This is a genomic window from Halalkalibacter alkalisediminis (assembly GCF_028610705.1).
Lineage (GTDB): Bacteria > Bacillota > Bacilli > Bacillales > Bacillaceae_D > Halalkalibacter > Halalkalibacter alkalisediminis.
Genome location: NZ_JAQQWT010000008.1, coordinates 15,889 through 40,334, shown reverse-complemented (window position 1 = coordinate 40,334; position 24,446 = coordinate 15,889). Strand labels below are relative to the sequence as shown.

23 protein-coding genes and 2 pseudogenes are annotated in these 24,446 nt (G+C 38.0%); 23 read left to right on the top strand and 2 right to left on the bottom strand.

What is annotated here, in order from left to right:
* The first annotated feature begins 329 nt into the window (after positions 1–329).
* From nikA to PQ474_RS13480, 11 genes and pseudogenes are all read left to right on the top strand, one after another.
* On the top strand, positions 330–1,955 hold the full coding sequence (gene nikA / locus PQ474_RS13530) for a nickel ABC transporter substrate-binding protein (RefSeq protein ID WP_273844163.1): 1,626 nt from the start codon (positions 330–332) through the stop codon (positions 1,953–1,955).
* Between the two features lie 18 nt (positions 1,956–1,973).
* Positions 1,974–2,918, top strand: coding sequence for a nickel ABC transporter permease subunit NikB (gene nikB / locus PQ474_RS13525; protein ID WP_273844162.1), 945 nt, complete (start codon positions 1,974–1,976; stop codon positions 2,916–2,918).
* A complete protein-coding gene (gene nikC, locus PQ474_RS13520; RefSeq protein ID WP_273844160.1) occupies positions 2,915–3,745 on the top strand; it encodes a nickel ABC transporter permease subunit NikC in 831 nt (276 codons plus the stop codon). The genes nikB and nikC overlap by 4 nt, the downstream gene beginning before the upstream one ends.
* A 20-nt stretch (positions 3,746–3,765) precedes the next feature.
* On the top strand, positions 3,766–4,596 hold the full coding sequence (nikD, locus tag PQ474_RS13515; protein ID WP_273844158.1) for a nickel import ATP-binding protein NikD: 831 nt from the start codon (positions 3,766–3,768) through the stop codon (positions 4,594–4,596).
* 33 nt (positions 4,597–4,629) lie between these two features.
* Positions 4,630–5,451, top strand: a complete 822-nt coding sequence (gene nikE, locus PQ474_RS13510) for a nickel import ATP-binding protein NikE (RefSeq protein ID WP_273844156.1) — start codon at positions 4,630–4,632, stop codon at positions 5,449–5,451.
* 422 nt (positions 5,452–5,873) lie between these two features.
* Positions 5,874–6,311: an Lrp/AsnC family transcriptional regulator gene (locus PQ474_RS13505; RefSeq protein ID WP_273844151.1), complete on the top strand. Its 438-nt coding sequence runs from the start codon at positions 5,874–5,876 to the stop codon at positions 6,309–6,311.
* A 194-nt stretch (positions 6,312–6,505) separates the two neighbouring features.
* The gene (locus PQ474_RS13500) at positions 6,506–7,114 is read left to right on the top strand and encodes a YitT family protein (protein WP_273844149.1); all 609 of its coding nucleotides are present in this window, start codon (positions 6,506–6,508) and stop codon (positions 7,112–7,114) included.
* Between the two features lie 295 nt (positions 7,115–7,409).
* Positions 7,410–7,652 (top strand): annotated as a pseudogene (locus PQ474_RS13495) (aldehyde dehydrogenase family protein); the annotation flags it as partial.
* Between the two features lie 66 nt (positions 7,653–7,718).
* Positions 7,719–8,915 carry an MFS transporter gene (locus PQ474_RS13490; RefSeq protein ID WP_273844147.1) on the top strand — a complete coding sequence of 399 codons (1,197 nt, stop codon included), beginning with the start codon at positions 7,719–7,721 and terminating at the stop codon, positions 8,913–8,915.
* Positions 8,916–9,170: 255 nt separating this feature from the next.
* Positions 9,171–9,554 (top strand): annotated as a pseudogene (locus tag PQ474_RS13485) (SRPBCC family protein).
* 67 nt (positions 9,555–9,621) lie between these two features.
* Complete coding sequence (locus PQ474_RS13480; protein WP_273844145.1) at positions 9,622–10,083, top strand: UPF0158 family protein; 462 nt, start codon at positions 9,622–9,624, stop codon at positions 10,081–10,083.
* Between the two features lie 207 nt (positions 10,084–10,290).
* Here the strand turns inward: PQ474_RS13480 and PQ474_RS13475 are convergent, their stop codons facing one another.
* Positions 10,291–11,157 carry a hypothetical protein gene (locus PQ474_RS13475; protein ID WP_273844142.1) on the bottom strand — a complete coding sequence of 289 codons (867 nt, stop codon included), beginning with the start codon at positions 11,155–11,157 and terminating at the stop codon, positions 10,291–10,293.
* 726 nt (positions 11,158–11,883) lie between these two features.
* On the opposite strand from PQ474_RS13475, the gene PQ474_RS13470 reads away from it, so the two are divergent.
* The 10 genes from PQ474_RS13470 to PQ474_RS13425 all read left to right on the top strand — a co-directional run bounded on the left by PQ474_RS13470 (position 11,884) and on the right by PQ474_RS13425 (position 21,044).
* The gene (locus PQ474_RS13470) at positions 11,884–12,666 is read left to right on the top strand and encodes an IclR family transcriptional regulator (protein ID WP_273844140.1); all 783 of its coding nucleotides are present in this window, start codon (positions 11,884–11,886) and stop codon (positions 12,664–12,666) included.
* 27 nt (positions 12,667–12,693) lie between these two features.
* The gene (locus PQ474_RS13465; RefSeq protein ID WP_273844138.1) at positions 12,694–13,731 is read left to right on the top strand and encodes a DctP family TRAP transporter solute-binding subunit; all 1,038 of its coding nucleotides are present in this window, start codon (positions 12,694–12,696) and stop codon (positions 13,729–13,731) included.
* A 114-nt stretch (positions 13,732–13,845) separates the two neighbouring features.
* Positions 13,846–14,337 carry a TRAP transporter small permease gene (locus PQ474_RS13460; protein WP_273844136.1) on the top strand — a complete coding sequence of 164 codons (492 nt, stop codon included), beginning with the start codon at positions 13,846–13,848 and terminating at the stop codon, positions 14,335–14,337.
* Positions 14,334–15,671, top strand: coding sequence for a TRAP transporter large permease (locus tag PQ474_RS13455; RefSeq protein WP_273844134.1), 1,338 nt, complete (start codon positions 14,334–14,336; stop codon positions 15,669–15,671). The genes PQ474_RS13460 and PQ474_RS13455 overlap by 4 nt, the downstream gene beginning before the upstream one ends.
* A 39-nt stretch (positions 15,672–15,710) precedes the next feature.
* Positions 15,711–16,481 (top strand): SDR family NAD(P)-dependent oxidoreductase, encoded by a 771-nt coding sequence (locus PQ474_RS13450; protein WP_273844131.1) that lies wholly within the window; start codon positions 15,711–15,713, stop codon positions 16,479–16,481.
* A 134-nt stretch (positions 16,482–16,615) separates the two neighbouring features.
* Positions 16,616–17,083, top strand: coding sequence for a PPC domain-containing DNA-binding protein (locus PQ474_RS13445; RefSeq protein WP_273844128.1), 468 nt, complete (start codon positions 16,616–16,618; stop codon positions 17,081–17,083).
* 19 nt (positions 17,084–17,102) lie between these two features.
* Complete coding sequence (locus PQ474_RS13440; RefSeq protein WP_273844124.1) at positions 17,103–18,608, top strand: class I adenylate-forming enzyme family protein; 1,506 nt, start codon at positions 17,103–17,105, stop codon at positions 18,606–18,608.
* Positions 18,590–19,726 (top strand): thiolase domain-containing protein, encoded by a 1,137-nt coding sequence (locus PQ474_RS13435; protein WP_273844121.1) that lies wholly within the window; start codon positions 18,590–18,592, stop codon positions 19,724–19,726. The genes PQ474_RS13440 and PQ474_RS13435 overlap by 19 nt, the downstream gene beginning before the upstream one ends.
* A gap of 3 nt (positions 19,727–19,729) precedes the next feature.
* A complete protein-coding gene (locus tag PQ474_RS13430; RefSeq protein ID WP_273844119.1) occupies positions 19,730–20,050 on the top strand; it encodes a Zn-ribbon domain-containing OB-fold protein in 321 nt (106 codons plus the stop codon).
* A 70-nt stretch (positions 20,051–20,120) separates the two neighbouring features.
* Positions 20,121–21,044 (top strand): bile acid:sodium symporter family protein, encoded by a 924-nt coding sequence (locus tag PQ474_RS13425; protein ID WP_273844116.1) that lies wholly within the window; start codon positions 20,121–20,123, stop codon positions 21,042–21,044.
* Between the two features lie 668 nt (positions 21,045–21,712).
* Here the strand turns inward: PQ474_RS13425 and PQ474_RS13420 are convergent.
* Entirely contained in the window at positions 21,713–22,018 is a 306-nt protein-coding gene (locus tag PQ474_RS13420; protein ID WP_273844089.1) for a PucR family transcriptional regulator, read from the bottom strand.
* Between the two features lie 248 nt (positions 22,019–22,266).
* Here PQ474_RS13420 and PQ474_RS13415 point away from each other — a divergent pair, with 248 nt between their 5' ends.
* Complete coding sequence (locus PQ474_RS13415; RefSeq protein ID WP_273844114.1) at positions 22,267–22,731, top strand: hypothetical protein; 465 nt, start codon at positions 22,267–22,269, stop codon at positions 22,729–22,731.
* Between the two features lie 134 nt (positions 22,732–22,865).
* Positions 22,866–24,299: an amidohydrolase gene (locus PQ474_RS13410; protein ID WP_273844112.1), complete on the top strand. Its 1,434-nt coding sequence runs from the start codon at positions 22,866–22,868 to the stop codon at positions 24,297–24,299.
* Positions 24,300–24,446: the final 147 nt, after the last annotated feature.

Here is a 24,446-nt window from a genome sequence, read left to right as displayed (position 1 = left end):
AAACCCTTTATCCAACCATGAACCCCATTGCGTTTTGCACGCATAACCTCTTCGTTTTTCGTATGTAAACAATCTAAAGATACCAATCCTTTTTGATTCTCTATTACTAACATTAATTTAAACTGTTCACTGTATTTAGCGATAAAAATACAACCCAGAATTCGGATTCTAGCTCTATCTTTTGGGGTGCAGTTCACTTTCCAGAGCCCTCGGCCCTGAGCCTTACATTTTTTTTCTACAACACTAGTAAATGATATTGACTTTTAGATAGTTAAGTTTTATCATTGATAATGATTTTCAATATCGAATATAAGAGGGGTCAAACGGTTATGGGAATACATAAAAACAAAAAACAAAGCTTATTTTTATCTTTACTTGTTCTAATTTTATCAATAACTTTACTCGGTTGTACAAGTGGTTCAGTTGAGAATGCATCAACTGAGAATGAAAGCAAAAAGATCATTACAGTTGCTTGGCCTAGAGATGTAGGAGAAATGAACCCACATGTTTATAATCCATCTCAGTTATTTGCTCAATCTATGATTTATGAACCTTTGGTTAGTTATCAAGATGGGGGCGAGTTACAAGCACATTTAGCAGAATCTTGGGAGATCTCCGAAGATGGGACAGAGTATGTATTTCATTTACGTCAAGATGTGGAATTTTCTGATGGCACAAGCTTTAATGCCGAAATTGTGAAAAAGAACTTTGATGCTATATTAAAAAATGCGGATTTTCATAGTTGGTTAGGAGTTATTACGAAGATTGATCAAACAGAGGTCGTAGATGAGTATACGTTTAAATTATCCTTAACGGAACCATACTACCCTACTATTCAGGAGTTAGCAGTCGTTCGTCCGGTCCGTTTCTTAGGAGAAGCTGGTTTTCCTGAAGATGGTGACACTTCAAAAGGTGTAGAAGAAGCAGTCGGTACAGGTCCATGGGTAATGGAAGAATATGTAGTAGATCAATATGCTATTTTTAAACGGAATGAAAATTATTGGGGTGAACTCCCAAGTGTAGAACAAATTAAAGTTAAGGTCATTCCTGATGCTGAGACACACGTGCTTGCCTTTGAAAAGGGTGAATTAGACCTTATATATGGTGAAGGTGTGATTAATCTAGATTCCTTCAAACAATTAGAGGCCACAGGTTCCTATGAGATTAGTATTTCTGAACCAGTTGCTACGAGACAACTAGTTATGAATACGAATAAGGAACAGCTTTCAGATATCAGGGTCCGTCAAGCATTACATTATGGATTCAATAAAGAAGTAATGGTTGAGGGAGTAACATCAGGGGTCGAAGAAAAGGCGGACTATATCTTATCAACTAATTCCCCTTACACTTCAAATGTTGATGTAACGGCTATTGACTATAATGTTGAACAAGCGGAACAATTATTAGATGAAGCTGGATGGACATTACCAGAAGGAAAAGATATTCGTGAAAAAGATGGGCAGCCTCTTGAATTCGAGTTAATGTACAACTCTGCTGAATCGATTCAAAAAACAATGGCTGAAACGTTACAATCTGAGTGGGCTGGAATTGGTGTTAAATTAAATGTAGTAGGAGTTGAGCTAGCCACTCAAGTTGAAAGATTTAAAGGGAACGAGTTTGATATGAATTTCTTTAGTAACTATGGTGCCCCATATGATCCACATGCGTTTGTAAATGTCGTTGCAACAGAGGGATTTGGGTTTAACGAGGCGATTTCAGCTTATCCTAACAAAGAAGAGTTATTGACTCAGATTGCTGAAGTTAAACAAACAACAGATGAAAATGCGCGCCAACAATTGTATACTGAAATTTTAAGTTCCCTGCAAGAGCAAGGCGCCATTGTCCCTATTTCTTATATTAAGAAAATAGCAGTCTATCAAAAAGGTGTATCTGATTTTACTTTCCCAGCTAATCGAGATGAACATCCGTTTACGGGAATTAGGATCGAGGAGTAAGCGACAGGAGATTTTTTTATGGGCACTTATATTGTGAAACGAATTATGACAATCATTCCTATCTTTCTTTTGGCCACGTTGCTAACATTTGGAATGATTAACCTATCACCAGTGGACCCAGCTGAGGCCTACTTCACTGCTGCACATATTCAACCTACAGATGAACTGTTGGCGCAAAAAAGACAGGAGTTTGGCTTAGATCAACCTCTACTTGTCCAATATGTAAACTCCATTATGAAGATAGGCCAATTTGATTTTGGCCTATCTTATGTAACCAATAAACCTGTATGGGAAGAGGTTGCTACTCGAATACCAGCAACAATTCAGTTAACCGTAGGTAGCATCGTCATAGCGATCCTTGTAAGTGTCCCTCTTGGATTTTTAGCTGGTATAAAAAAGAACAGTGGAATGGACCATTTTAGTCGATTCCTCTCTTTTTTAGGCGCATCCATCCCTTCCTTTTGGCTTGGATATTTATTGATTTTTTTCTTTTCTGTAAAACTAGGTCTATTTCCAGTAGAAGGGATAGGCACTTGGAAACATTTAATTTTACCTTCAGTCACGTTGGCTTTTCCTTTAATCGCATTATATACACGACTACTTCGTGCAAGTGTTCTTGAACATTTACAAGAGCCATATGTGCTTTTTGCGCGAACGAGAGGGGTTCATGAAAAAGTGATTATGGGAAAGCATGTACTCAGAATTGCGATTTCTCCTATGATTACAGGACTTGGAATGAATTTAGGAAACCTAATGACGGGGGCTATCATTGTAGAGGCCGTTTTTTCGTGGCCAGGATTTGGACGCTATTTTATTGAGGCTGTTTTTAACCGTGATATTCCTGTCATTCAATGCTATGTGCTATTAGCAGCGGGGGTGTTCCTCTTAAGTAACTTACTGGTCGATCTTATCCAACTATATATTGACCCACGTATTTCTAGAAAAGGAAGGCAGTATCAATGAGTGTAAAGTTTCGTGAGTTATTAAAAAGTCAAAAGGTGATTGTTCTTTGTTCTCTCATACTGTGCGTGTTATTTTTAATCACGATCTTTGCTCCTTGGCTTGCACCTCATGACCCTGTTGTTGTTAATTTAGCTCATAAACTAGAGCCTCCTTCTATGCATTATCCATTAGGAACAGATCATTTAGGTCGATGTACGTTATCGCGTATCTTATATGGTGCTCGTATTTCGCTAGGGTTTGCAATCATTATCTTTATTTCAGCTTTAAGTATTGGTTTAATTGTGGGTATTATAGCTGGGTATAAAGGTGGTTGGGTCGATCAAATACTTATGAGACTCGGAGATGGCTTGATGGCGATCCCAAGCCTTTTGTTTGTTCTAGGTTTTGTGGGTATTTGGGGAGCAGGTCTTAAACAAGTTATTTTAGGATTAATTCTCGTCCAATGGGTTTATTACGCAAGAGTCATACGAGGAATGGTCCTAAGTCTGAAAGAACAGAACTATATTACTGCAGCTAAAATAAGTGGTTCTTCTTCATGGACCATTATGAAGAAGCATATCATTCCCAATGTTCTTCCACCGCTAGCGGTAATGGGCACATTAGAAATGGGTTGGGCTATTATGAATTTGTCTTCTATGTCATTTTTAGGTCTAGGTGTACAACCCCCTATCCCAGAATGGGGAGCGATGATTCATGAAGGAAAGTCATATATCAGAACGAATCCAGCATTAATGCTTTATCCGGGTTTAATGATTATGCTAGTCGTTATCACCTTTAATCTATTAGGGGAAGCACTTTCAGAACGCTTTGGGGTTAAGCGCCGTTAATGAAAGAGGACTGATAAAGAATGAGTTTGAAAAAAACAAATATTTTAAATGTCAGAGGCTTACATGTTGAAGTGAAAACCAATGAAGGTTTTTCCACACTTGTTCAAGATATTCATTTTGGATTGAAAAAAGGGCAGATTCTAGGTCTCGTTGGCGAAAGCGGTAGTGGCAAAACGGTTACAAGTATGTCGATCTTACAGTTACATGATCGAAGAAATATGAACATCCAAGGAAGCATTACACTAGAAGGCAGGGAATTGAACGGTTTAGATAACAAGGAAATGCGGAAAATTCGTGGGAAGGATATTGCCTTTATTATGCAAAATCCGATGAATGCCTTTACACCCGTTTTCACGATTGGCCATCAATTTATTGAAACGATCAGAGCTCACACCTTATTAACAAGAAAGCAAGCAAAGGAGCTTGCGACAGATGTGATGCAAAGTGTAAACTTGCCAGATCCTCATAAATTATTAAAAAATTATCCTTTTCAATTAAGTGGAGGGATGCTGCAACGAGTCATGATTGCTATGGCTGCCTGCTTACATCCCTCCGTTATTATTGCGGATGAGCCAACGACAGCACTTGACCTTCATAACCAATTAATCGTCCTTCGTCTATTAGATAAAATTCGGTCCGAATATGGAACATCCATTTTACTCATTTCTCATGATCTTGGAGTCATTTCAGAAGTAGCAGATGATGTCATCGTCATGCAACATGGAAGCATTGTAGAAACGGCAAATGTGTTTGATTTATTTGATCATCCACAACATGAGTATACAAAGAAGCTGTTAAAGACACGGCCAACCTTATATTCTGAAAAACAACCTTATACTTATATGTTTTGATAGATGAAATGAATTTTTCAAGGGGAGATACCAGTGAGTTTATTACAGGTAAAGCAAGTCAATCATACCTATCATTCTAAAAAGCTGTTTAAATGGAAAGATCAATCAAATATGGTTCTTCATGATATTTCCTTTGCTATCGAAGAAGGAACATGTTTAGGCTTAATTGGTACAAGCGGAGCTGGTAAAAGCACCTTAGGGAAAGTGATTCTTGGCATCGAACGTCCACAGCAAGGACAGGTTTTGTTTCAAGGAAACGATATTTATCATACAGATAAAGCTACCCAACGAAAGATACGCCGAGATCTACAAGTTGTATTTCAGGACTCATATTCAGCTGTCAACCCTCGGATGACAGCTGAACGTATTATAAGCGAACCATTAGAAAATTATGAAAAACTAACCATAGCCGAACAAAAAAGGAAGGTCAGTTATCTATTAGAACGAGTGGGTTTAAGTGACAAAGATCTAAAAAAATATCCACATCAATTTAGCGGTGGCCAATTACAAAGGATTAACATTGCTAGAGCAATCGCTTTAAAACCGAAGTTAATCGTCCTAGACGAATCGGTAAGTAGTTTAGATATGGTTACACAAAGCTTAATTTTAGATTTATTAAGAGAATTAAAAGAAGATTTTGGTTTATCTTATCTATTCATTACTCATGATATTAAAGCAGCTTTTACACTCTCTGATACCTTGGGTGTACTAGAAAAAGGGGAACTAATTGAGTTTTACGATTCAAAAGATCAGTTTTTTTCTTCGCGACACCCTGTCGTTTTACAGATGAGAGAATCCATTCTTGCTGAGCATCCACGTTTTCGGTCAGTTCCGACAAGGGTGAAAATGGGTTAGGACCATGAGATTAGACCTTCTATGATTGGGATGCTTGAATAGGTAAAAAATTCGGTTCCTAATCCCCGGCGCTTTAAAGCACTGTGGGCAGGAACCTTTTTCGAATGAAACAGATATAACTCGATGAAGTAGGGAGGTTGCGATTTAGCAGTCTTCCTATTTTTTTGAAAACAATTTACTTCGATTTAAGATGTAATTTAAGTGTGATTGTTAATTTTGGGGTGGCCAACCGTTCATCAAGTGTATAAAAGCGCGCCGCTGAATTCACTGAACTTTTCACAAAAGGCAATTGAAGTACGCAATCAGAAGGAAAGCCCATCCTTTTCCGTACATAGGACGGACCAATGTTAGACTACTAAAAACTGAAAGCATGTGGTAGTCTTAAAGAAAAATGAAGATTATTCATATGAGAAGGTGAATAAGTGGACCATATTGATATTCAAATCCTCACGATTCTGCAAGAGGACGGAAGAAAAAGCATTAGCGATTTATCAAAAGAGTTATCTCTTAGTCGTCCAAGTGTGTCTGAACGTTTTACGAGGCTGGTTGAGCGCGGTGTGATTGAAAAAATTAGTGCAACAGTGAATCTGTCCTCCTTAGGGCGTGAAGTCATTCTGTTTATCCAGGTGAGTGAAGTTAATCTATCCTTTGTGAAATTTGAAGAAATTATAAAAGAACACCCTGATATTATCGAATGTTATTGTTTAACAGGTCAAGTAAACTATTTACTGAAAGCGGCTGTACGGGACATGGCTCATTTAAGTAAATTGATCGAGGAATTCTCAACATATGGAAGAATTAATTCATCTATTGTTGTAAAAACGCCAGTTAAAGATAAGATTGTACAACCGATTCTTTAGTTTACAGCATGCTGCCTAGTAACGAACTATGCAGCATGCTTTTTTGTGCTTTACAAACTGAAGGGATTCGAGACAGAACAAATAAAAAATGCAGGCGTTGAGCAGATATTTCATTCATTTTTCCATATAAAAGCCGGTTGAATTTTCCTAAACTTAAAGTAAGAATATTAAAACGTTTGTAAGGAGACGATTGAATGAATAAGTTTATGAACTTAGTATTTGGCTGCTTTCTAACGAGCATAGGTGTCATTCTTCTAGGTCATGCAGAGATTGTTACAGGAGGAACAGCAGGGTTAGCGTTAAGTTTTTCCCTTGTCCTTAATCTTCCGTTCTATTTGTTGTTTTTTCTTATTAATATCCCTTTTTACATTTTTTCGGTGCTTCGAATGGGTTGGAGTTTTACGATATCGACGATTCTATCTGTCTCGATGCTGTCTTTTATGACATTTTTAGGTTCGTGGTTGCCGGAATTAACGTTAAATCCGATAGCTGCTGGATTAATTGGAAGTATGGTCATTGGATTTGGATTATCGACTTTATTTCTAAATGGATCCTCTTTAGGTGGAGCCAATATTCTCGCCTTATATTTTCAGAAGAAGTTTAATTGGGATCCTGGGAAAGTTAACTTTATCTTTGATTTTTTAGTCGTTCTTTCAGGTTTTTATTATCTTGGTTTATTAAACGGTCTTTATTCGATCGTATCGATTGCCATTTACTCATCCATCATTAGTTATTTTAAAAATCAGATCAAGGAGCGGAATGTTCAGAAAGAAAGTAAAGGTCTTACTTTGAGTGCTAATTAAAAGTGCGTAAAATAACTACTTTTATAAGTCCGCTAGCATGAAGCACAAGGCTTCAACTTCATTGTAACAAGTCCTCGCGTATAATATAGTTTCACAATGAATGTGTCTGCAATTAACGCCCCAATAAACATTTTAAACTTAAGTGACTCTCCCCAGTGGCTTTAGCGATGGGGGGCAGGCACCTTTTTTCGTGATTGCTCATTTGTGAAAAGAGTTTTTGAGAGAGATTTATGGTTAGGGTTACCCTATCATTTCCAACAAAAACCAGTTAAAATAAGGCTAAGTGGAAAGGTTATTGACGAATGAGTCTGATTTTGCTAACGGTGCTTGCATTTACACAGATAGCGGAAGTGCAGTTCGTACATTCCGTGAGGATATTGATGCAGGTATGCTAGGGGTTAACTTAGGGGTTCCGGCTCCGATGGCATTCTTCCCGTTTTCTGGTTACAAAAAATCATTCTACGGTGATTTACATGCTAATGGGACAGATGGTGTTGAATTCTATACTCGTAAAAAAATGCTAACGGCTCGTTGGTAATAAAAATGGAGGTGCTGGATGATATCTTAGCACCTCCAATCTTGTTTATAAACACGGAGTGATCACTTGAGTACTCGTATTCCGAACAAAGAAAAATATCTATTTTTAGTTGTTTCATTTGCGATATGGTTTCCGCATTTTATATATCTTCCCATACTGTCACCGTATATGGAAGTAATGGGGGGAACCTATACATTTATAGGATTGGTCTTAGGTAGTTACGGTCTTATGCAATTTTTATTTCGAATGCCAATCGGAATCACTTCTGATCTTTTGAAGCTAAGAAAGCCTTTTATTATATGTGGATTGGTAATAGGTGCACTTAGTTGTTTTCTTTATGCCTTTACTGATAGTTTAGGGTGGATTCTAGTTGCTCGCTCTTTAGCAGGAATTGCAGCAGCAACTTGGGTAGTATTTGCTGTAGTATATTCAAGTTATTTTTCCGATAGGGAAGTACATCGAGCAATGAGTAGCATTTCCTTTGTTGTCGTGTTGGCGCAATTGTTAGGAATGATGTTTAGTGGTTTTCTTGTCAATGCATGGGGATGGCAGACTCCTTTTTGGATTGGTGGATTTGTTAGTCTTACTGGTGCAGTGCTTGCATTCTTTATTTATGAGCCGAAATCAGCTGTACCTAAAACACCTGTAAATCTTCGGGATCTCACATCTGTGATAAGAGAACCGCAGCTTCTAAAAATTGCTTTATTATCCATTTTGGCTCACAGCATCATTTTCACAACGACATTTGGCTTCATTCCAACATATGTAACAAGTATTGGCTTTGAAGCCAGTGACATCAGTTTAATTGTGTTTGCTTTCATGATTCCTCATGCCATAGCCACACTTTTTATGGGGAAAATGATCGTGCCGCGTTTAGGAAACTGGCGATCTTTAAAGTATGGGTTTTTAATGGCAGCCCTATTTACCTTGCTAACACCTCTTGTTGAATCGAAGTGGTTATTGCTTTCTGTCCAGGGATTTAGCGGTTTTGCTCTAGGTGTGTTGTTTCCTTTGCTTTTAGGAATGTCCATTGAATCGATTTCACATGAGAAAAGGGCAACGGCAATGGGCGTTTATCAAGCCTTATATGCAATTGGCATGTTTGTTGGGCCTTTGGTGGCAGGTATGTTAAATTCGAGCTTTGGACTTGCAGCTGGGTTTTACTTTACTGGCCTGCTAGGCTTAACTGCTTGTGTCTTAATTGTCTTATGGGAGAAAAAGAAATCGAATAAAGAGTTTAAAAGATATTCGTTGAGCAGTTAAATGTGGATGAGAAAAGGTTCTGTTCAAAAATTAGTTATTCTAGATAGAGAAAGAATGGTTGGGATAGGTGTTACAACCACAATGTAATAGTAGTGAGGTAAAAGCCTTTTGGATGTGAAAGGCTTTTTTTGTTATTTAGGCGGTTTAAAAGGACACTAGGTACGTTATTTGAAGAAGATCTATTTAGCTCCTAACTCATTTGGACACCTACTTCTCAAAATATTAAAATAGAGATAGTTAAAAGGAGAAATAAATATGGAAACATTACAGGATATTAAGCAACAGTCATATTTGAAGCACCTATCCAAAAAGTATGGGATACCGTATTAACTTCTAATGGTATCGCATCATGGTTTAGCCAAATGATTTTGAACCAAAAGTTGGACATTAATTCCATGTAGAATTTCCATTTGGTCCATGCCGATGCAAAGTATTAGAAGTGGATGAACCGAACAAATTTCATTTTCATGGGATACAGACGGATGGATAGTTTCTTTACTACTAAAAGACTTGGGTAAAAAAACAGAGTTTAGGCTTATACATGGTGGCTGGAAACCTCCAGATACAGTTCTCCGTATTTCATTACAACGCATGGCTATCATGCTTTTGTGGAATATTGGAATTCAAAGTTATAAGTAATTATAATGAATGGGATATCAAATAGGAGAATGCAGGCTATTAAAGTGGAAACAGGAGGACAAAGTCTATGCAAGTGAAACTGGAACACATATTAGATGGAATAGAGATGCAATCAGAGGAGAGTCATGCTTATCTTAATCTTGAAACAGGGGAAATCGTTTATGTCTCACGTGAGGCATTAGTAATTGCGGAAGATGGCGAGGAATTTGAACATTTACTTGAATGGCAGCAAGATGAAGTGAAGCAAGCGTATGACATAGTCGAAAGCACTGGAAAGTATGTCTCGCTCCCTACTAGCTTTGATATAGATGAGTATGACATGATGGAGAGATTTTGTTATAGCCTTTCTGATCATAAAAAACAAGACATATTACTACATTCTATCAAGGGAAAGGGAGCATTTCGGCGATTTAAGGATCATGTCAATCGGTTAGGAATGAAGGAACAATGGTATGATTACCGTGATCAAAAGTATAAAGAAATAGCTAAGGAGTTTTGTCAGAGCAAAAATATTGACTATATAGAGTAAGGTATGGAATCACGGGAGAACTGGAGGCCACTGGGAAAAGTCCCTTTTAGTAGATTCGGGGAAGTGCAATGGCTCGATACGTTGCGCGCCTGCTAGGAGAAACCCCACTTATAGAGGCTTAAAAGAAGGAAACGGTTCCGTTCTTTGGATAGAGGGCACTAAAAAAGTAAAGTACCTTTTTCAGTGCCCTCGGAGAACGGTGCTTTTTTATTCCCCTAATACCCCAAACCCTTTATCCAACCATGAACCCCATTGCGTTTTGTCCGCATAAGCTCTTCGTTTTTCGTATGTAAACAATCTGAAAATAGTCCCATAATAATACTGGAAGAACGTTGTTCGTATGCGGCGCTTTTTATATTGAAACACTGTTAACTTAAGAGCCTTTTTAATAAGGTCATCAAAGGAATCAATTGAAAAATTGTTATGAAACTTGGCTGAGCGAAACGCAATTTGTGTTTGATTCCATAACTTACATATTTCTGTTGCGCGATTAAAGAAAGGTTTAACGGTTTTTACAAATACTTGAGGGACATAGGTAGGAGTATACGATTCATCTAAATCATCGAGATTGATTTGATCCAATGTTTCCTTACGTAGGTTTTTATTAGTTAAGGTTTTCGTTTTAAATAAATGAGTTTCTTGTTCATCTTTGACCAGTTCATCCGTTGAGTAGACAGGCTTTTCATCATATTCACATTCAGTCGATTGACTGGGCTTGCTTTTGTCAAAGCGGTGAAATACGTAGACACTGTGGGAATAACCACCTTTTGCTCGTTTCGTCCGATAGTTGGAGAGGATCCCTAAAGACCTTGCTTTACGAAGCATGCGCTCAAAGGTCGAACGCGAGATGCCACCTTTTGTCTGCTGACAAGCTTGAACGAGCTTACAGATCCGAGCGTTGCAAACGCCAATAACCTTCACACTAAAACGAGTCAGCTGAATGAACGCGATTCGTTCTCCTTTCGTAAAATGATGGCCATGAATATCCAATGCAGCAGCTACCGACTCGTTAAACTCCTTCACGGTTTTAAATTCACTTAAATGGGCAAACTGTTCAATTCTTCCTGACTTCATTCAACATTCCCCCTTAGGTTATGGTTCCTTCAGTTTGTATATATAAGGGTGGAGGAAAAATGTATGGGTAGGAGGGGAATTTTTTTAAAAGATATGAGGAACAGTGGGCTCATCATAAATATGTTTTGTCCCTTTACAAACAGAAACACCTAAATGGAATTGGATCTAATCCCCCGTTTCCTTACGTAGATCTTTATTATTTATGGTTTAAGTTTAATATAATAGTTTCCTGTACTTTTTTTACGGGTTTAACCGTTGAGAGAGAAGGTTTTCATGACATTCACGTTCATTCAATTGACGGGGCTTTCTTCTGTCAAAAATGACCGCCTTTTTACTAATATTGTTATTGAGCCAAAAGCTTTAACTCAACAACTAATCATTGATACGTAATATTACGCAAAAGCATTAAAGTCAAGTAATCATAGTAAAACGAAAAAATAAATATCGACAAGCTTTAACAGATCGCAACTAAGCATCGGAGGTCAGGAACCTTTTCTACATCTAAGTAGGCAGATTTAAAAAAATTCTATGATATGAAAATAATTTTCTAAGATTATAACTGTTGCTACAACATTTCTAACACACTCATTTATCAATCAACCTTGTAATAAATACACCTATTTCTGACAAATTAAAATATTTTAAAAATATTGACATTAATATTTGTTCAAAGGTATATTTTACATAGTGAAATTGTTTTTTCAGTATGTGAACAGGGGTGAGGCTTTGAACTATAAAAATAAAAGTGTAGAAAAAGCGTTCGAAATCATTGAAGCTCTCAGTGTTTCACCATTAACACCTTCTGATTTATCTAGTCATCTTGGGATTAACCGAAGCACACTACATAGATTTTTGCAGAACTTAGAAGATCTTGAATATGTTGAAAAACTTCCGGATCATCGGATTAGACTATCCCATCGATTTATTCGTATAGGTCTGCAAGCGCAAACGCATTTTAATTTTTTAACTATTGCAAAGCCGATTATGAAAGCGTTTGCTGAAGAAATAGGAGAAAGTGTCTTAATCGCTTCTTTTAATGGGTATAAAGTGACCTATTTAGAAAAAGAAGAAAGCTCGCAAACGGTAAGAATTGTCGTAGATGCGGGTAGCCAATCACCACCATATACCGTAGCTTCAGGGAAATTGTTTTTGTCAGAACTATCCGAGAAAGATTTAAATTTATTTTTCAAGCGAACTCAACTTAAATCATATACGAAAAATACAATAACTGATGAAGATGAGCTAAGAAAAGAGTTAAAAAAGATTAAAGAGCAAGAAGTTGCGATCGATGATGAGGAGTATGAGTTAGGATTAAAAGGATTTGCTAGCCCAATCCGTGATGTAAGTGGAAGTACGATTGGTGCTTTATGTGTAGCTGGTGTTTCCATTCGCTTCGATAAAAGGAAAACGTTAGAAACGATTGAGCTATTGAAACAGTATTCGAGAGAAATATCTTTTCAGTTAGGTTATCAAGGGTACCACACTACTATTAGTGGTGATCAAAAATAAAAACAAACTTTAAAAGGGGGAAGTGAAATGAAGAAAGTTTTAACGATGTTTTCAATGGTAGCGCTTTCGCTATCGTTAGTTGCGTGTGGTGGAAGTAATGAAACAGGAGGAGATCGTTCACAAGACGCAGGTTCTAATGGAGATGCCGAAAAGAAAAGCTATGATCTTAACATGTCTGTTACGGTCGGTAATTCATCGACTTGGTTTATTGCGGCTGAACAATTAGCGGAAGATGTGGCAGCGGCTACGGATGGACGTATTCAAATTTCAGTATTTCCGAATGAGCAATTATCTGGCGGAGACAGTGGCGCAGGGGTTGAGCAAGTAATGAATGGAACGACGGACATGTCTTATCACTCTACTATTATTTACTCTATTATGGATGAAAGATTAGGAGTATTAAGTGCACCGTTCTTATTCGCTGACCTTGAAGACACTGATGTTGCTTTAGCTGGTGAAGGCGGAGAAGCGATTAAAGATATTATTCGTGAAAATGGTGTAGAAACTTTAGGTTTTGGTCAAAATGGTTTCCGTCAATTGACGAACAGTAAACAACCAGTTCAGGGACCAGAAGATCTTCAAAACTTAAAAGTAAGAATTCCGGGAATTAGCATGTACACAGATTTATGGAGAGAATTTGGAGCAGACCCAACAACAATGACATTCTCTGAGGTATTTACAGCACTACAACAAGGAACAATTGATGGTCAAGAAAACCCCATTGATGTGATTCATTCTTCCCAGTTAGCAGAAGTTCAAAAGTATATTACGATGTGGAACTACTCTTATGATCCTTTAATCTTAGGGATCAATAAAGATCTATTTGACTCTATGAGTGCAGAAGATCAAGAGATTTTAAGAAATGCAGCGGCCGATGCTAATGCGTATCAAATTCAAATGGCACGTGATAAAGAAGCTGAACAAATTGCAGAATTAAAAGAAGCAGGAATGGAATTCTATGAGCCTACTGATGCAGAGTTAGAAGCTTTCCGTCAAGCGATTGAACCTATTTATGAAAAATACGAAAACGTTTGGGGAGCAGACTTATTAAATTCATTTCGTTAAAAAGTAAGTAAGATAATGGTGACTCATTGTAGGGTGACAGGCACCTGGATCTGATGAGTCACCTTTTTTAAAAAAGTTCCCATACCCAGACAAATTTGAAGGGAGTGTCCAGAAATGAGCCGTATCCTTTCCTTTGTAGAATATACATTGGTTGTATTTGCTTTAGGTACGATGTCCGTCATCACATTTGCGAATGTACTATCACGTTACTTTCTAAATTCCTCCATTTCATTTACAGAAGAGATCACTGTAAATTTATTTGTGCTTTTAACCTTTGTTGGTGCTTCTATAGGGGTAAAACGTGGTGCTCATTTAGGATTCAGTTTAATTTTTGATACAGTACAAGGAATTTTGAAACACTTTATGACGATCCTCGTTGCATTCATCATGATCTTATTTTTTAGCGCAGTAGTTTATTTCGGTTACGATATGGTCATGTCTCAAATCGCAAGAAATCGGATGACTCCTGCATTAGGCTGGCCACAGTGGATCTTTACATCGATGATGCCGCTTGGCGCAATGCTATGTATTATTCGAATTATTGAAACGACAATCCTATCATTTAAGAAAGAAGCTCAAAAAGGAGAGGGGGACACTACTACATGACAGCCATTTTATTATTCGGTTTATTTTTCTTACTCGTGTTCCTCAATGTTCCAGTTGCGATTTCACTTGGCTTAGCTTCGATTACTATTTTGTTTTTAGATAATGGAATGAATTCACTAGGTTTATTGCCAAGTGTCATGTATGCAACGATCTCTTCTTTTACATTATTAGCCATTCCTTTTTTCATCTTAGCGGGAGTCATTATGGAATATGCAGGGATTTCAAAACGTTTAATTGACTTTGCCAACGTTTGTGTTGGTCATAGAAAAAATGGAATCGTGTTAGTTACTGTTATAACTGCCTTGTTCTTTGCTGCGATTTCAGGGTCAGGGCCTGCAACAGTGGCTGCGATTGGAGCGATCTTAATTCCAGCCTTAGTAAAAAATGGCTACCCCAAAAATGTAGCTGCTGGACTAATTGCTAGTTCTGGGTCCATTGGTATTATCATTCCACCGAGTATTGCCTTTATCGTCTTTGCGGTTGTCGCAAACGACCTTGTACCCATTACAATTAGTCGCCTCTTTATTGCTGGTATTATTCCAGGACTTCTTCTAGCGGTCGCATTAGTGGTTGCGGCAATGTTTGTAAAAAAAACAAATGTATCTTCGGATTTTAAATCAGCTGATTCAGAAGTAGCTGCTACGCTCAACGTAGGAAAGATAAGCTCAGGAAAAGAAATTGCTTCTGCCTTTTACAAAGCGATTTGGGGCTTACTCATCCCGATCATTATTTTAGGTGGAATTTACGGTGGGATATTTACACCAACAGAAGCTGCGGCAGTAGCCGTGTTCTACGCACTTATGGTTGGTCTCTTTATTTATCGCGATTTAAAACCAAAACATTTACCGAATATACTTATTGACGCTTCCGTGCAAACAGCTGTTGTTATGCTTATTGTCGGTGCGGCTTCGATCTTTTCCTACATTATAACAACAAAGCGTATTGCTCAAACGATTTCAGAAGCGATGTTAGCGATCACAGAAAATAAAATTTTAATTCTCTTAATGGTTACAATCATTTTACTTATTATTGGAGCATTTATTGATGCGATTTCAGCTTTCTATTTACTCGTTCCTATTTTATTACCAATCATGCTCCATATTGGAGTTGACCCTACCACATTTGGGGTGTTCATGACCGTAAACTTAGCGATCGGTTTATTTACCCCACCAGTTGGATTGAATTTATATGTGGCGAGTGGAATAGCGAGGATACCGCTCAAAGATATTACGAGAGGAACGATCCCATTTTTGATCGCTTCTATCATCGTTCTATTACTTATTACGTATATACCTGCACTATCGAATTGGTTACCAGATTTACTAGGGATGTAATAACCATTTATATAACACACACTGAAGGGAGTTTTCATTTTGAAAAGATTAGAAAATAGAGTATCGATTGTAACAGGAGCGGCCAGAGGTATTGGTGCAGCAGCAGCGAAAGCTTTAGCGAGAGAAGGATCTCATGTCGTATTAGTAGACGTACTAGAATGTAAAACAACAAAGCAAGAAATAAACGAATTGAACCCTGAAGTTGAAGTCTTGATTCATAATATTGATATTAAAGAGAGAGCCCTCGTTGAAGGTGTAGTGAATGAAACGGCAGAGCATTTTGGCAGACTTGATGTTGTCGTTAACAATGCAGGAACGTGCTCGCGACTTGATTTGGAACATATGACAGATGACATGTGGTTTAGAGATATTGATACGAATTTGCGAGGAGCATTCTTGTTTACTCAATCCGCAATCTATCCTCATATGAAAAAGCAAGGCTCAGGAAAAATCATTAACATTAGCTCAATCTCGGGAATTATGGGTGGTCCGATTTCAGGTGTCAAAGCAGAAAATGGCGAGAGTGGGCGTTCGGGCCCTGCATATGCAGCTTCTAAAGGTGGCGTTATTGCTTTAACGAAATGGGTTGCCAAAGAAGTAGGAGAGTTAGGCATTTGCTGTAACAGTATCGCTCCTGGTCCGATTGAAACAGCAATTACAAAAGGAATGAATTATAAATTAGAGCAACCGATTCAAAGAATGGGGGAACCAGAAGATATCGCCGAAGCCGTCGTTTACTTAGCTTCTCCTGGAGCTGATTACGTAACTGGGCAGGTATTAAAAGTTTGTGGAGGTTCTGCGATCGGTTAATCAGTTAGTTACTAATGGATTGAACTTATTTTGCGCAAACACTCCTACTTTAGGTGAAGACCCATCCATGGAACATAAGTAGGGGGGCACGAGTGCAACACTTATGAAATCTATTAATAGGAGAGGATGAGAGGATGGCTCGAACAAATCATTCCTATTCTACTGAAGTAGGGAAAGTCATTTTTGGCTCGTTAACAGCCGGAACAGACTTGATCGAAGGCATATTAGCTGAATGTAAAAAACAACAGATTCATTCAGGTATGGTCACTTGTATTGGCTCTCTAAAAGAAGTTGGATATGTTCTTTTTAAAACGGAAAATAATTACCCTACAGGTTATGGTAACCAAATTATGATTAAAAACCCAGTTGAACTAATGAACTGTACGGGGTTCATTTGTGAAGATGAAAACGGTCAATTGGACCTTCACCTTCATGGTTTAGTTACGGAAGAGGATGGGAAAATAAGTGGTGGTCATTTTCTAAAAGGATTAAATCCTACACTTATAACGATTGAATTTACGATCATTTGCGGAAATGAAATTAAAGCAATGCGTGAGTACGATGAAGAACTAACATTTAAAGTGATTAATTTTAACAAATAGCTAATAGGGGGTTGTCGATATGGAAACACTTGGTGCTTTAGCAAGGAAAACATTAGTTCGACATAGTGAAAAACCAGCTATTAAAGACTCGCGTGGAATGATTACATTTAATCAACTTAAAAGAAATGCTTGTCAACTCGCTCATGCGTTATTAAATGAAGTTTTAACGAAAGGTGACCGCGTTGCGATCCTCATGTCCAACCGACGTGAACATATTGAACTAGATATTGCGATTGCCTTAACTGGATTAATTAAAGTACCAATCAATTACCGTCTTCATCCAAAGGAATTTGATTACGTTGTAGACAACTCTGGAGCATCTCTATTAATTGGAGAAGCGAATTTACTAGAAAATGTAAGTTTATCCATACACAAAATCGATATCGATACAGAATATGAACTTTTTTTAAGCGGTCATTCTAGCGATTTCCCTGATGTAGAAGTGAATGAAGATGATGTGTACGCACTTATGTACACATCAGGAACGACGGGGAAACCAAAAGGTGGAATGCTCACACATCGAAATATAATCTCAAGTGCACTCTCACTTAATATGGTTTGTAATATTACGCATGGCGATGTCATTGGACACGTAGCTCCACTCACACATGGTAGTAACTTTTTATCACAATGTGCATTATTTTTTGGTTTGAAACAAGTGATCTTCAACAAGTTCGACCCAAAAGAATTTATGGATGACCTTGAAAAAGAACATATTTCCATTATCTTTTTAGTACCAACACTCGTTAATTTAATGATACATGAAGAAAACTTTGACCCAAATAAGTTGCGTCATATTAAGTCGATCAACATGGCAGGTTCACCGATTGCGGTAGAAAAGTTAAATAAAGCTTTATCGCTACTAGGACCGAAGCTCGCTGAAACGTACGGTTTAGTAGAAGCACCAATGACGATTACGATGATGCCAAAAGAAGAGCTTGCGAGTAAACCAGACTCATGTGGGGCAATCGGACCCTTTGTTGAAGTTCGGATTGTCGATACTAATGGAAACGAAGTTCCTTATGGAGAAATTGGTGAAGTGACGTGTAAAGGCTCTCTCGTGATGAAAGGGTACTGGAACAATGAAAAGGCAACAAATGAATCAATGAAAGATGGTTGGTTCCATACAGGTGATTTAGGCAAGATCGATGAAAAAGGCTATTTACGTTTAGTCGACCGAGCAAAAGATATGATCATTACAGGTGGCTTAAATGTATATCCTCGTGAAGTAGAAGAAGTATTAAATCAACATCCAGAAGTTAAAGAAACATGTGTTTTTGGGGTACCTGACGATAAATGGGGAGAAAGCATTTATGCTCATGTCGTATTAAGAGATGATACGAACAATCTGAATGTTGATGAGCTGATCGAGTTATGTAAAAGGAATCTAGCAAGCTATAAAAAGCCTCGAAAGATTGAAATAGTCAAAGAATTACCGAAAAATAGTTACGGTAAAATAGTACGAAGAGCATTACGTGACCAATATCAATTAAAGGGGGGAAATCGATGTCAACAGTATCTGTAATCGGAAGAGGAATTACGCCATTTGGAAGAAGTGATGAATCGATCAAATCAATGGTCGTTAAAGCTTGTCGAGAAGCGATAGTGCAGGCGGGGAAGCCTAAAATCGACGCAGTGTTCGTCGGCAATTTTGCAGCAGGACCGTTAGCAAGTCAAGAAATACTCGGCTCCATTATTGCAAATGAGCTTGGCTTAGGTAGTATTCCTGCAGTAAAGACAGAAGGAGCCTGTGCATCAGGAGGAATTGCATTTCGTCAAGCGTACCAACTCGTCAAAGCTGGTGAATACGATACGGTATTAGTGGCTGGTGTTGAAAAGATGACAGGGTTGGATACTGAAACGGTGACCCAAGCAATCAATTATGCAATGGATCATGAGTCGAATGAAGGGGCTTCAGGTTTAACGTTTCCAGGATTTTTCGGTGTATTAGCACATCGCTATATGCATGAATACGGGATGGAAAAAAAGCATCTTGCCATGGTTGCATTGAAAAATCGCCAGTATGCGATCAACAACCCCATTGCTCAATTTAAAAAAGAAACATCTCTTGAAGAAATTATGAATGCCAAGCCAATTACTGATCCATTAGGACTATTTGATTGCTCACCGATTTCAGACGGAGCTGCTGCCGTTGTCATCCAAAGAGGAGACGATGGTGTGCAAATTTTATCTTCAGGGCAAGCATCAGGTACACCACTCATGCAAGAAGTTGATCAACTTTTACATATTTCTGCTACTAATCAGGCGGCAAAAAAGGCGTATGAAGGGGCAGGACTTGGACCAGAGGATATTGATGTCGTTGAATTACATGATTGCTTCTCGATGACGGAAATGATTGCGATCGAAGAATTAGGTTTTTTTGAAAAAGGTAAAGGCTGGGAAGCTCTCGCACAAGGATTAACACAGCATGGAGGAAAAGTACCTGTCAATACGAGTGGTGGTTTGCTGTCAAAAGGCCATCCGATCGGGGCGACGGGTATCGCGCAGATTGTCCAAATTGTCGATCAACTAAATGGCAGAGCGTGTAACCAAGTAGAGGACGCGCGTATCGGTCTAGCGCAAAACTTAGGTGGGACAGGAGCGTATTCCCTCGTTCACATCTTCAGTAAAAAAGGGGTGTAACCAATGAATTTACCAGTAAAGAAATGCAAGCAATGCCAATCAATCTTGTATACAAGTAAATATCATTGCACAACTTGTTTCTCGGATGAATTAGAGCTAACAGAAATCGACGGAAAAGGAACGATTTATTCGTACACGAAAATTCATGCCGCACCGAAACAGTTTGCTGATCAAGCTCCTTATTATGTCATCCTTGTTCATTTAGATGAAGGGCTTAAAGTGACAGGCAGGTTCACAGGTGATAACGTACAAATCGATACACCAGTTGAGTTAGATGAAATCAAAGATCGAGCATACTTTTTTAATGCACAAAACAACAAATAATGGGGTGTCAGGCACCTTTAGATAGGTTGGGGTTAATATTAAATATATTAATTCTTTTATATCAGGAAATTTGCCCTTATTAATTATCCTTGTTGCCTTCATAACTTATTTTCTACCGTTTCATTTAGAAGTTGCTAGCTGGGTGCCGAGTTTACTACTCGGTTTAGTGATTTTCTTTACGGGATTATCGATGAATATCGAAGCGATTAAGAAGATGAAGTCAAAGCATCGTGTTTTAGGACTGGCTACCTTTTTAAAATGGACGATAACGGTCATGATTTCAGTCGTCCTAGCGCACCTCTTTTTTTCATCCCACCCAGAGGTTGCAGCAGGCGTTATTTTATCAGGAACTGTTCCTAATGCTACAGCGGCAACACTTTACACCTTTATAGCTGGTGGCAACACCTCATTGGTCATCGCTGCCTCCTTTTTAGATATTATGATTAGTCCGATTATCACTCCTTTAGCATTAATTGGGATAGATGGCGATAGCGTTACAATTTCTTTCTTTAATTTACTTCAATCTTTTGTTCTAATCGTCATCTTGCCAATCACAATTGGACTGATAATGCAGCGAAAGGTTCCGCAGCTAGTTGCAGAATCAGCTAATTATACGAAACTAGGATCATCAATCACGTTGTTGTTAATCATTCATACGATTATCGGTGATGCTAAAAGTACCATTTCGTCTGAGTTCATTCTGATCCCCATGATTACGGCCGTTGCTTTTTTACAAGTCGTTCTGCCTATGATCATCACTTATCTCATTTTACAGTTGAAGTCGATTCGAGTCGATGAAGGGGATATAAGAGCGATCGTCTTCCATGTTGGCTTATGTAATACGGCCTTGGCTGCCATATTAGCAATTGAATTTATTAGTGAAATCGCTGCTTTGCCCGCGATTATTAACATGGTAATAAATCTTTCGCTAGGTTCATTATTAGCGAACCATCTTTCTAGAAAAAGGATTTATTCAGAGGTGCTTGAAGCGTGATCGAATTCTACTTTAGTAGGAACAAAGTATTCTCCTTAAATCTAGGTAAATGACTAGTCTGAGGGAGCTTACTTATTTTACTTATAAAGTAACGAGTTTAGTTGAACGAGCATTTACCTTATACCTAAATAAATAGTTTAAAGTACGAGATTGTATCTATTGGTCCCACAACTGCATGAGAATGGAAAAATAAGAAAAGGAATTTAATGAAGAAACAGGTGTTAATCTCATTGTAGGAATAGAAGGAATGGGGAAGAAGAATACCGAAGAAGGGGGCAAGGCTCACAAGGCACTGCATCTGGTTTTTCCAGCTGAAAGTTGGCCAATCCCGTAGCTTTTAGCCTTACTGAACGGAAGAGGAGGATATACTATTTGCTGCCAACAAGGGTACATAGATTTTTTCAAAAAGCACATGTAGTAGCTTTCATGAAGCGTTACCATGATAATGTAGTGAGTCAACCAACGGATTCGATTCCGGCTCTTTCATTTTAATACGGTTGATATTATGACAGTACAACTTAAGTCTCAGGCTGAAATATGCTTGGAATTGATCAAAGATTTGTAATACATAGCGTATTCGTATTAAAGAAGCATTCGTTTTAGTAGTTAAAACAAATGCTTCTTTGTTATTTTACTATGTCTAAACAAACCATTTCATTTTTACCAAATTATACAAGTGAATGGCGATAAGTCTCTCTAAGGTGACAAGCTAACTGTATTCTTAGGACATCCTCATTATTATTTAATTCTAGTTTTAGTAAATCTTCAATCTTCTTGATTCGTTGATATAGTGTATTAATATGAATGTGAAGTTGATTGGCTGTTTTGGTAGCGGAACGATTGTTTTTAATGTATGTAAGTAGAGTTATTTCTAAATCCTTGCTTCGATCGTGATCAGACCAAAGTGGTGAGAAGACCTCGTTTATAAATTGTTCGATTTCCTCAAAAGATTGATTTAAAAAAAGTCTATTCAACCCAATATCTTCAAAGTGAAAAATTTCCATTCTATTTTGATTAGCTAGATATGACAGTACTTTATTGGCTTCAACGTAACATTTTTTGATGTTTTCTAATCCTTTATAAATGGTACTTATTCCTCCACGAAAAGGAGGGTTATCACTTTTTTTTCAATGTTCTTGGTTTTCATCCGGGGTGGACAATAATTATCTCAGGATTTGCTGCTTACGCATCAATTATCGCATTAGTGTGGGTAATTGAGCCTGTGAGTTATTATCCAGTACTGGGTGCTACTGGTACTTACCTGGCCTTTCTAACTGGAAATATCGGAAATATGTGTCTTCCTAGTGCATCAGTTGCCCAAAGTGTTGTTGGTGCGGAACCTGGGACAAGAAAAGGTGAGATTACGGCGTCGCTAGCTATAGCTACGGCCTCGTTAGTTAATATTATCATCCTTATCTTCGTTATTTTAGGTGGTTCCTATTTGATATCTCTTATGCCTGAATCCCTAGTCAATTCATTTCGATTTGTTCTTCCAGCCATATTTGGAGGAGTTATTGCGCAATTTGCTATTCAAAAACCGGTATGGGGAATCGTTGGAATAGCCTTTGGATTATTCGTCAATTTAGGACCTGTACCACGTCCTTTACAAACTTTTTTGTGTATCCTTGGAACAGTAGTGGTTTGTATGCTTTTGAATAAATTAAAAACACAGAAGGAAGTAGAATAATAATTAAATGTAAAAAAGGATTCCAGTGCTTCGCTCGTTACGTTGAGTTTGTTGATATTTGAACAAACCTTTAGAAATAAAAACAGCTTAGCGAAGTGACCTGAAACATTGATTTGATAATGGAGTGATTAAGTTTGAGTAAACAAAGAATTCTAGAATTAATTAAAAAGGATCAGTCCGAGTTTACTGATATGGCAAAACAGATTTGGGACCATCCTCAAGTCGCATATGAAGAAAAGTATGCTTCTAATTTACAAATATCTAAATTAGAAGAAGAGGGATTTAACATTTACTCACCTATTGGTGAAATGGATACAGCGTTTGTAGCTGAATATGGTACAGGAAAACCTATAATTGGGATATTAGGTGAATATGATGCATTACCAGGACTTTCTCAACAGGTAAGTGCAGTTCAGGAGGAAATTGTTTCAAATGGTCCAGGGCATGGGTGTGGACATAATTTACTGGGGACAGGGGGGGTAGAAGCCGTCATAGCTTTAAAGAAAGTAATGAAAGAGGAGGGGCTTAGTGGAACGATTCGTTATTATGGTTGTCCGGCAGAAGAGGTTCTCTCTGGAAAAACATTTATGGCTAGAGAAGGCGTTTTTAATGATTTAGACTGTGCTTTAACTTGGCATCCTGGCGACTCGAACATCGTAATGAATATGAGTATGCAAGCGATGGTTTCTGTTAAATTCCATTTTAAAGGTATTACAGCACATGCCGCCGCTGCACCTCATGCAGGAAGAAGTGCTCTTGATGGTGTAGAGCTTATGAATGTAGGAACTAACTATTTACGGGAACATGTTCCAGATGGTACTCGTTTTCATTACGTCATTACAAACGGTGGACTTGCACCCAATGTTGTTCCAGATGAAGCCGTTGTCTGGTATTACTTGAGAGGAGCTACCAAAGATGCAGTCGATCAACTATTTACAAGAGTCGAGAAAATTGCAAAAGGGGCAGCCATGATGACGGAAACAAATGTAGACTCTGAAATATTAGCATTTGCATATGAAACCCTTCCCAATGAACATTTAAATGAGCTAATGTATAAAAACATGCAAGAATCTACTGATCTGTTATTTACTGAGGATGAACAAGGTTTTGCAAAGCAATTAGTGAATTCCATTGAGAAGGCAGTCGGAAATGGAACTGGGTTGTTCGGTAGTACCGTTAATGAGCTACTTCCAACGAACGTTCAATATAAAAAGGAGTTAAATGGAAAATCCCTTAGCGGTTCAACCGATGTAGGGGATGTAAGTTGGATTACACCATTGGGCATGATTAGTACAACCTGTGCTCCTGTTGGTGTTGCACTTCATTCTTGGCAGGCGACTGCTTCATTTGGGTCATCAATTGGTTTTAAAGGGATGCATTTAGCGGCCCAAGTCATGTCACTAACGGCTTATGATTTATTGATCAATAAAGGAAATATTCTTGATAAGGCATTGGAAGAGTTCAAGAAAAGTACAAAAGAAAGACAATATGTAGCGGGGATCCCAGCAGAATTGGGACCAACTGGAAAAAGGAAAGAGAAAGTTAGATCACAGAGCAAAAAGTTCTGAAGCTTAGAGAAGGAATAACTCTTTAGTCTTTTCATCGTACTGGAAAATAAGTGATATTTAATAACATGGAAATAGTGATTGGACGAATTTATTAAGCGGGAAGTAGACCATATGTAGCGATATCTGAAAAAGTATCCTTTATCAGGT